The organism is Pantoea sp. CS_6 (assembly GCF_041954745.1).
Classification (GTDB): Bacteria; Pseudomonadota; Gammaproteobacteria; order Enterobacterales; family Enterobacteriaceae; genus Pantoea; species Pantoea stewartii.
The window spans coordinates 322,335-331,053 of sequence record NZ_JAVAYG010000006.1; the positions used below are offsets into that span (position 1 = coordinate 322,335).

Annotated in this window: 10 protein-coding genes and 1 other RNA gene; 7 read left to right on the plus strand and 4 right to left on the minus strand. The window is 51.5% G+C overall.

All coding sequences use genetic code 11. The features are described 5' to 3' along the window. Nucleotides 1–118: 118 nt before the first annotated feature. On the minus strand, nucleotides 119–502 hold the full coding sequence (gene grcA / locus RAC90_RS11865) for an autonomous glycyl radical cofactor GrcA (RefSeq protein WP_039340033.1): 384 nt from the start codon (nucleotides 500–502) through the stop codon (nucleotides 119–121). 257 nt (nucleotides 503–759) lie between these two features. On the opposite strand from grcA, the gene ung reads away from it, so the two are divergent. After that, on the plus strand, nucleotides 760–1,449 hold the full coding sequence (gene ung, locus RAC90_RS11870) for a uracil-DNA glycosylase (RefSeq protein WP_006120500.1): 690 nt from the start codon (nucleotides 760–762) through the stop codon (nucleotides 1,447–1,449). Nucleotides 1,450–1,496: 47 nt separating this feature from the next. Here ung and grpE read toward each other — a convergent pair whose 3' ends face one another. Further along, nucleotides 1,497–2,078, minus strand: a complete 582-nt coding sequence (gene grpE, locus RAC90_RS11875) for a nucleotide exchange factor GrpE (RefSeq protein WP_375124364.1) — start codon at nucleotides 2,076–2,078, stop codon at nucleotides 1,497–1,499. A 122-nt stretch (nucleotides 2,079–2,200) separates the two neighbouring features. Here grpE and nadK point away from each other — a divergent pair, with 122 nt between their 5' ends. From nadK to bamE, 3 genes are all read left to right on the plus strand, one after another. Continuing rightward, complete coding sequence (gene nadK, locus RAC90_RS11880) at nucleotides 2,201–3,079, plus strand: NAD(+) kinase (RefSeq protein ID WP_375124365.1); 879 nt, start codon at nucleotides 2,201–2,203, stop codon at nucleotides 3,077–3,079. An 84-nt stretch (nucleotides 3,080–3,163) separates the two neighbouring features. Then, nucleotides 3,164–4,825 (plus strand): DNA repair protein RecN, encoded by a 1,662-nt coding sequence (recN, locus tag RAC90_RS11885; RefSeq protein WP_054633311.1) that lies wholly within the window; start codon nucleotides 3,164–3,166, stop codon nucleotides 4,823–4,825. 186 nt (nucleotides 4,826–5,011) lie between these two features. After that, nucleotides 5,012–5,359 (plus strand): outer membrane protein assembly factor BamE, encoded by a 348-nt coding sequence (gene bamE, locus RAC90_RS11890; protein ID WP_033740942.1) that lies wholly within the window; start codon nucleotides 5,012–5,014, stop codon nucleotides 5,357–5,359. Between the two features lie 97 nt (nucleotides 5,360–5,456). Here the strand turns inward: bamE and RAC90_RS11895 are convergent, their stop codons facing one another. Beyond that, nucleotides 5,457–5,750 carry an RnfH family protein gene (locus tag RAC90_RS11895; protein ID WP_006120493.1) on the minus strand — a complete coding sequence of 98 codons (294 nt, stop codon included), beginning with the start codon at nucleotides 5,748–5,750 and terminating at the stop codon, nucleotides 5,457–5,459. Continuing rightward, on the minus strand, nucleotides 5,743–6,177 hold the full coding sequence (locus RAC90_RS11900; RefSeq protein ID WP_006120491.1) for a type II toxin-antitoxin system RatA family toxin: 435 nt from the start codon (nucleotides 6,175–6,177) through the stop codon (nucleotides 5,743–5,745). Before RAC90_RS11900 ends, RAC90_RS11895 begins: the two co-directional genes overlap by 8 nt. Nucleotides 6,178–6,335: 158 nt before the next feature. On the opposite strand from RAC90_RS11900, the gene smpB reads away from it, so the two are divergent. The 3 genes from smpB to RAC90_RS11915 all read left to right on the plus strand — a co-directional run bounded on the left by smpB (nucleotide 6,336) and on the right by RAC90_RS11915 (nucleotide 8,597). Next, nucleotides 6,336–6,818, plus strand: a complete 483-nt coding sequence (gene smpB / locus RAC90_RS11905; protein ID WP_033740943.1) for an SsrA-binding protein SmpB — start codon at nucleotides 6,336–6,338, stop codon at nucleotides 6,816–6,818. A 43-nt stretch (nucleotides 6,819–6,861) separates the two neighbouring features. After that, nucleotides 6,862–7,224: a transfer-messenger RNA gene (gene ssrA / locus RAC90_RS11910) on the plus strand. Nucleotides 7,225–7,409: 185 nt separating this feature from the next. Next, nucleotides 7,410–8,597 carry an integrase domain-containing protein gene (locus RAC90_RS11915; RefSeq protein WP_375124366.1) on the plus strand — a complete coding sequence of 396 codons (1,188 nt, stop codon included), beginning with the start codon at nucleotides 7,410–7,412 and terminating at the stop codon, nucleotides 8,595–8,597. Nucleotides 8,598–8,719 lie beyond the last annotated feature (122 nt).

Here is an 8,719-nt window from a genome sequence, read left to right on the forward strand (position 1 = left end):
AACATCATAAAGCCGCCCGGCTGGATATTTCACCCGATGACAGTCATGTTCTATCTGTCTGTTAACGCGTAGGAATTTGTCCTTCTGGCGCTGCGTTTTATTTCAGCACACAGCCAGTTTATAAACTTTCCGTAAAGGTTCGGGCAATGACGTCACGCTGCTGTTCAGGCGTCAGCGAATTAAAGCGCACGGCATACCCGGAAACACGAATGGTCAGCTGCGGATACTTCTCAGGATGTTTCACGGCGTCTTCCAGCGTTTCACGGCGCAGGACGTTAACGTTTAAGTGCTGACCGCCTTCCACGCGTACCTGGGGTTTAATCTCGACCGGTACTTCACGGTAAGCCATGTCCCCTAACTCACCAATCGCGACAATCTGATCGTCCTGATAGCCCGCTACGGCACACAGACAACGTGCCTGAGCGGTTTCTTCATCTAACAGCCAGAACGAATTCACTAAGGCCGGATTGTGTGACTGGGTAATTTGAATACCTGTGATCATCTCAGTGTCTCCTGCAAGGCATTGGCTGGACCAATACCGTCAATAAATCAATGATGAGCAACTGGTATATCACTCGCTCATGACGTTAGTTTTGACCTGAATCAAGTACAATCGGGCACTTTTTGGCCACATTGCTAAGCGATTGATTTTTAAAACGTAGCGGGACTATATTTTATTGGATTTTTAAAATAATTTTAGGCTTCATGTCTGGATACTGAACAGCTAAGCTTAGCGTTCAGAACACAAGGGAGTTGATTATGGCTGCAAAGCTGACCTGGCACGATGTGCTGGCTGAAGAGAAAGAGAAGCCCTATTTCATTGAAACCCTGAAACAGGTCGCCAACCAGCGGGCTGCAGGCGTGACCGTTTATCCGCCGCAAAAAGACGTCTTTAATGCCTTTCGCTTAACGGAGTTAGGCGATGTGAAAGTGGTGATTTTGGGTCAGGATCCTTACCACGGGCCGAATCAGGCACATGGTCTGGCTTTTTCTGTATTGCCGGGCGTGCCCATTCCGCCTTCCCTTCAGAACATGTATAAAGAGCTGCAGCAGGATATTCCGGGCTTTGAGAAACCCAGTCATGGCTATCTGGCCAGTTGGGCAGAGCAAGGCGTGCTGTTGCTGAATACCGTGTTAACAGTGGAAGCGGGCAAAGCGCATTCTCATGCCCGGCTGGGCTGGGAAACCTTTACCGACAGGGTGATTGACGCGATTAACGCGCAGCGTGAAGGGGTAATCTTTTTACTGTGGGGTTCGCATGCGCAGAAGAAAGGCAGCATCATTGATCGCCAGCGCCATCATGTGTTGCAGGCGCCGCATCCTTCTCCCCTTTCGGCACACCGCGGCTTTTTTGGCTGCCAGCATTTCTCAAAAACTAACGCCCTGTTAAAAGAAAGCGGCAGAGATCCTGTTGACTGGACACCGGTTTTACCTGAACCGGCAGCCTGAACACAACGGCCGCGTCAGTGCGCGGCCGTTGTGAGATGAGGCTACAATCAGGCTTTCGCCTTGGCCACTGCAACCATGGCCGGACGCAGTAGACGCCCATTCAGGGTATAACCGCGTTGCATCACCATCATCACGTGGTTAGGCTCGACCTCGTCAGATTCCATCATCGACATCGCCTGATGAACTTCAGGGTTGAACGGCACGCCGGTTTCACCGACCACTTCAACACCGAATTTACGCACTGCGCCCAGCAGCGATTTCAGCGTCAGCTCAATGCCTTCCACCATCGAAGCGGATTTCTCATCTTCTTTGTTCGCCAGCTCCAGCGCACGCTCCAGGCTGTCAATCACCGGAAGCAGCTCGTTGGCAAACTTCTCCAGCGCAAATTTGTGCGCTTTTTCAATGTCCATCTCGGTACGGCGACGCACATTTTCAATCTCTGCCTGTGCACGCAGCTGCGCGTCACGCACGCCGTTCTGCAACTGCGCTAACTCAGCTTCGAGCTGAGTAATGCGCTCATCACGCGGATCCACCTCACCTGCTGTCTCCGCGTCCTGAGGTTGCTGTTGTTCCTGTTGAATTTCGTCTGAGACTTGCTCGTTTGGGGTGTTCTGTTCTTTACTACTCATGAATTTCTCCGCGTTTTGCACATTCACTTCGCTGGTTGGCTTATTATGGGGATTGGTTTGGCGGTTTCAAGGGAACACGTCACATCATCGTGCCGATTTGGCTTATGAGGAAGACCCACTCGATGAACAAACACTTTAACTGCATTGGAATTGTGGGCCATCCACGCCATCCCACCGCGCTTACCACGCATGAAATGCTGTGCCGCTGGCTGACCGGTAAGGGCTACCGTGTCATTGTCGAACAGCAGATTGCGCAGGAACTCTCACTGGGCGATGTCCAGACTGGCACGCTGGCAGAAATCGGCCAGCAGGCGGATTTAGCCGTCGTGGTCGGCGGTGACGGTAATATGCTAGGCGCAGCCAGAGTACTGGCGCGGTATGACATAAAAGTGATTGGCATCAACCGCGGCAATCTGGGATTTCTGACGGATCTGGATCCAGATAACGCGCACCATCAGCTTGATGACGTGCTAAACGGCAATTATTTTGTGGAAAGCCGCTTTCTGCTGGAAGCGCAGGTATGCAAAACCGACTGCTCACCCCGCATCGGCAGCGCGATTAATGAAGTGGTACTCCATCCGGGCAAAGTCGCCCACATGATCGAGTTTGAAGTGTACATTGATGAGGTGTTTGCCTTTTCACAGCGCTCAGACGGCCTGATCATTTCTACGCCGACCGGATCTACGGCCTATTCCCTGTCCGCAGGGGGCCCGATCTTAACGCCGTCGCTGGACGCGATAACGATTGTGCCGATGTTTCCGCACACCTTATCGGCCCGGCCTCTGGTGATTAACAGCAGCAGCACCATTCGCCTGCGCTTTTCGGCCCGCCGCAACGACCTGGAAATCAGCTGCGACAGCCAGATTGCGCTGCCTATTCAGGAAGGGGAAGATGTGCTGGTCCGCCGCAGCGAAAACCATCTCAATCTTATCCATCCCAAAAACTACAGCTATTTCAACACGCTGAGTTCCAAACTGGGCTGGTCAAAAAAATTGTTCTGAAAGTGAGCGCGCCCTCTTTACTGGATAAAAAACCAGTTTATACTGTATGAAAAACCATATGTGTTTATTCATACAGGTGACGCTATGCTGGCACAACTGACCATCAGCAATTTCGCTATCGTTCGTGAGCTCGACATTGATTTTCAACGTGGCATGACGGCCATTACCGGTGAAACCGGTGCCGGTAAATCTATTGCTATCGATGCGCTCGGATTGTGCCTCGGCGGTCGCGCGGATGCCGATATGGTGCGTCAGGGTGCCAACCGCGCAGATTTATGCGCGCGCTTTCAAATCAAAGCCTCGCCTTCCGCTCAGCGCTGGCTCAGCGACAACCAACTGGATGATGGCAATGAGTGCCTGTTGCGCCGCGTGATCAGTGCCGATGGCCGCTCACGCGGTTTTATTAACGGCACGGCGGTTCCGCTTTCACAGCTTCGCGATTTAGGCCAGTTGCTGATTCAGATTCATGGCCAGCACGCGCACCAGTTGCTGCTCAAGCCCGACCATCAAAAACACCTGCTGGATGCCTATGCCGGGCATGACGCGCTGCTGGTTGAGATGCGTGCGGCGTATCAGACCTGGCATCAGAGCTGCCGTACTCTGGCGCAGCATCAGCAGCAGGCGCAGGAACGTGAATCCCGTCGCGAATTACTGCAGTACCAGCTCAAAGAACTGAACGAGTTTGCCCCGCAGGCAGGTGAGTTCGAGCAGATCGACGAAGAATACAAACGCCTGGCCAACAGCGGACAGCTGCTTTCAACCAGCCAGCAGGCACTTCAGCTTCTGGCGGACAGCGATGACACCAACCTCAACAGTATGCTGTACAGCGCACGCCAGATGCTGTCAGAGCTTACCGCACTGGATGACAAGGTCAGCGGGGTTTATAACCTGCTGGAAGAAGCGGCCATTCAGTTGAGCGAAGCCAGCGACGAACTGCGTCACTACTGCGACAGCCTCGATCTGGATCCCAATCGCCTTTATGAACTGGAACAGCGTATCTCGCGGCAAATCGCGCTGGCGCGTAAGCACCATGTCACGCCGGAAGGCTTACCCGCTCTCCATCAGCAATTGCTGGATGAAGCAGAGCTGTTATCCCAGCAGGAAAGCGATCAGGAAAGTCTGCAAACGTTGGTTACCGAACATTATCAGGCGGCCTTACAGTGCGCGGAACGACTGCACGAACAACGTAGCCGCTTTGCGGATGAGCTTCAGCAGTTAATTACCCAGAGCATGCATTTGCTTTCGATGCCGCACGGCCGCTTTGCCATCGACCTGGTGTTTAATCCCGATCAGTTAACGGCGGATGGCGCAAGCCGCATTGATTTCCAGGTGACGACCAACCCTGGGCAGCCTTTACAGCCGTTGGGCAAAGTTGCTTCCGGCGGTGAGCTGTCACGTATTGCGCTGGCCATTCAGGTGATTACGGCCCGCAAGATGGAAACCCCGGCGATGATCTTTGACGAAGTTGACGTGGGCATCAGCGGCCCTACCGCCGCCGTCGTCGGCAAGATGTTGCGCCAGTTGGGCGAATCAACACAGGTGATGTGCGTTACGCATCTGCCGCAGGTCGCCGGTTGCGGACATCAGCACTTCTTTGTCAGCAAAGAGACTGACGGCGAAATGACGGAAACCCATATGCAGCCGCTGGACAAGCGCGCACGTTTGCAGGAACTGGCGCGTTTACTGGGCGGCAGCGAGGTCACCCGCAACACGCTGGCTAATGCTAAAGAACTTTTAGCCGCCTGATATGCACTTTTTTAACACAGCGTGGTCATATGCATGCTCTGTAGAGGTTTCCAATAGCGAAAAGGTTTATTATCATCGACAGCTATTGTCGCCTGAATAATAAAGCCTGCCGCAGGCAGAGTTCAGAATTTGATGGCAGAAGAACAGCCTGTAAAAGGCGTTTGGCCCCAGAAAAGGAATGTATAGATGCGCTGTAAAACGCTGACTGCCGCGGCAGTGGTAATGTTGATGATGACCGCCGGATGCTCCACTTTAGAGCGCGTGGTTTATCGTCCCGATATCAATCAGGGAAACTATCTGGTTGCCAATGATGTTGCCAAGATTCATACCGGCATGACTCAGCAGCAGGTGGCCTATACACTGGGTACGCCGATGATGAAAGATCCGTTTGGTAGCAATGTCTGGTACTACGTATTCCGTCAGGAACCTGGCCATGAGAAGGTCAAACAGCAGACACTGACGTTGACCTTCGACCGCAGCGGTGTGCTGACCAACATCGACAATAAACCTGCCCTGTCCTCGCAAGAAGGCTAACGGTTGATTCTGACCGTCGCTATCGCGGCGGTGATTAACCCGCAGAAAGCAAAAAGGCGCTCATCAGCGCCTTTTTCATGTTCTTCGATCTGACCAGTTATTTCTTGCTGCTGGCCGCGCGTTCTGCGCGTTGACGACGCAGTTCTTTCGGGTCGGCAATCAGCGGGCGGTAGATCTCAACCCGATCGCCTTCCTGCACGATATCCGTCAGTTTCACCGGGTGGCTGTAAATGCCCACTTTATTGCTGGCAAGGTCGATATCAGGCCGCAGCTCAAGCAAACCCGATTTTTTGATGGCCTGCTCGACCGTACTGCCCTCTTCCAGCTTTACGTACTGCTGATACTGTTTTTCAGGCAGGGCGTACACCACCTCAACCGAGATATCAGGCACTGTAAACCTCTTTGGCGCGTTGCGTGAACGCCTGCACCATGCTGTTGGCCAGTTCTTTGAAGATGCGACCGAATGCCATTTCAACCAGCATATTGGTGAACTCAAACTCCAGGCTAAGTTCGACCTTACAGGCATCATCGCCGAGATCGATAAAGCGCCATCCGCCGGTCAGCTTGCGGAACGGGCCGTCGACCAGCTGCATATGAATGCTCTGGTTGTCGGTCAGCGTATTACGGGTAGTAAAGGTTTTACTGATGCCCGCTTTAGACACGTCGACTGACGCCGTCATCTGATTTTCAGAGGCATCCAGCACGCGGCTACCGGTGCAGCCCGGCAGAAACTGCGGATAGGCATCGACATCGTTTACGAGTTGGTACATTTGTCCGGCGCTAAAGGGGACCAGCGCCGAACGACTAATCTGAGCCATAATGGTTCCTGTTCGTCACAAAACCGCTAAATAATAGCATTTTCAGCGATTAAACAAAAATTCCTCATTGTCATGGTGTGCTAGAATACCCTGTTTCCTGCTGCCCCGCTGGACTGGGGATGCGATAACCGACCAAGTGATGTAAAATACGCGGCATTATGACAAAGAAAAAAGCACACAAACCCGGTTCTGCCACCATTGCCATGAACAAGCGCGCCCGCCACGAATACTTCATTGAAGAAGAGTTCGAAGCCGGTTTGTCGCTACAGGGATGGGAAGTTAAATCACTCCGTGCAGGTAAAGCGAACATCAGCGACAGCTACATTTTGCTGCGCGATGGCGAAGCCTATCTGTTCGGCTCAACCTTCCAGCCGCTCGCCGTGGCTTCAACGCACGTAGTCTGCGATCCTACCCGCAGCCGTAAACTGCTGTTGAAAAAGCGTGAGCTGGATTCACTGTATGGCCGCGTTAATCGCGAGGGCTATACCGTTGTTGCGCTGTCGCTCTACTGGAAAAACGCCTGGTGTAAGTTAAAAATCGGCGTGGCTCGCGGTAAGAAAGAACACGACAAGCGTAACGACATCAAAGATCGCGAATGGCAAATGGACAAAGCGCGTATTATGAAGAATGCCAATCGTTAAATACTGGAATTCGATACGCTTTTTTGCTAGTATTTGAAGTTCTGGGGCTGATTCTGGATTCGACGGGATTGTGAAGCCTTAGGAGCATGCCGAGGGGCGGTTGGCCTCGTAAAAAGCCGCAAAAAAATAGTCGCAAACGACGAAAACTACGCTTTAGCAGCTTAATAACCTGCTGAGAGCCCTCTCTCCCTAGCCTCCGCTCTTAGGACGGGGATCAAGAGAGGTCAAACCCAAAAGAGATCGCGTGGATGCCCTGCCTGGGGTTGAAGCGTTAAACTTAATCAGGCTAGTCTGTCAGTGGCGTGTCCGTCCGCAGCTGACCGGCGAATGTAAAGACTGGACTAAGCATGTAGTGCCGACGGTGTAGTAATTTCGGACGCGGGTTCAACTCCCGCCAGCTCCACCACACAATGATCCGGATACGTCCGGTGAAATCCTGAAAGCCCGCACGGCACAAGCCCTGCGGGCTTTTTTTTGTGTCTGTAATCGTCCGAGTAAATCCGGCTAAATCCAGTGATTATTGGTATACGTTTAGGTATACGGTAGGATGTATACCTAAAGCGTATACCAATTCATGAAGGAGCGGCCATAGTGGCACGGACAACACGCCCCCTGACTAACACCGAAATTCTTCGCGCTAAAGCGTCAGAGAAAGAGCTAACGCTGCATGATGGCGATGGGCTTTTCCTGATAGTAAAAACTAGCGGTAAAAAGCTTTGGCGTTTCCGTTATCAACGTCCGACAACAAAGCAGCGGACTATGATTGGGCTCGGTGCCTTCCCTGCCCTTTCGCTTGCTGATGCCCGAGGATTAAGAGCGGATTACCTTGCTTTATTAGCCAATGGAATTGATCCACAAATTCAAGCTCAAGTTGCAGAGGAACAGGAACAAATCGCTCTGGACAGTATTTTTTCAACGGTCGCTGCAAGCTGGTTTCAGCTCAAAAGTAAAAGCGTTACCCCTGATTACGCTAAGGATATTTGGCGTTCACTTGAGAAAGATGTTTTCCCTGCAATCGGTGAGATACCCGTTCAGCAAATCAAAGCACGAAAACTGGTTGAAACCCTTGACCCAATTAAGGCTCGTGGAGCGCTCGAGACTGTACGTCGACTAGTCCAGCGAATTAACGAGATAATGATTTATGCTGTAAACACTGGTCTGCTTGATGCCAATCCAGCGTCTGGTGTTGGGATGGCCTTCGAGAAGCCCAAAAAACAAAATATGCCGACGCTTAGGCCTGAAGAATTACCAAAACTCATGCGTTCTTTGGTGATGTCTAATCTCTCTGTTTCGACTCGATGTTTAATTGAATGGCAACTCCTGACACTTGTGCGCCCTTCAGAAGCCTCAGGTGCCCGCTGGGCAGAGATTGATCTCGATGCAAAGGTCTGGACTATTCCAGCCGAACGGATGAAGTCTAAGCGTGAGCATGTTGTACCTCTATCACCTCAGGCATTAGAGATTCTGGAAGTAATGAAACCAATTAGTGCTCACCGAAAGCATGTTTTTCCGAGCAGGAATGACCCAAAGCAACCGATGAATAGTCAGACAGCTAATGCCGCGCTTAAGCGCATTGGTTATGGTGGGAAATTAGTTGCTCACGGATTACGCGCTATTGCAAGTACTGCACTCAATGAAGCCGGATTCAATCCTGATGTTATTGAAGCTGCTTTAGCACATTCAGACAGAAATGAAGTTCGAAAAGCTTATAACCGATCAACTTACTTGATTCAAAGAGTTGAGCTTATGGATTGGTGGGGAGACAAAGTAAAGAATTAAAAATATCTGCGCTGTATTTATGCCTACAGCGCAATAAAATCATGTTTTCTAATTTAATTTATTTGATATCAATAATGAATCTGCTTAATTATATCTCGCTTGACGCGCAATGCTCTTCCCAT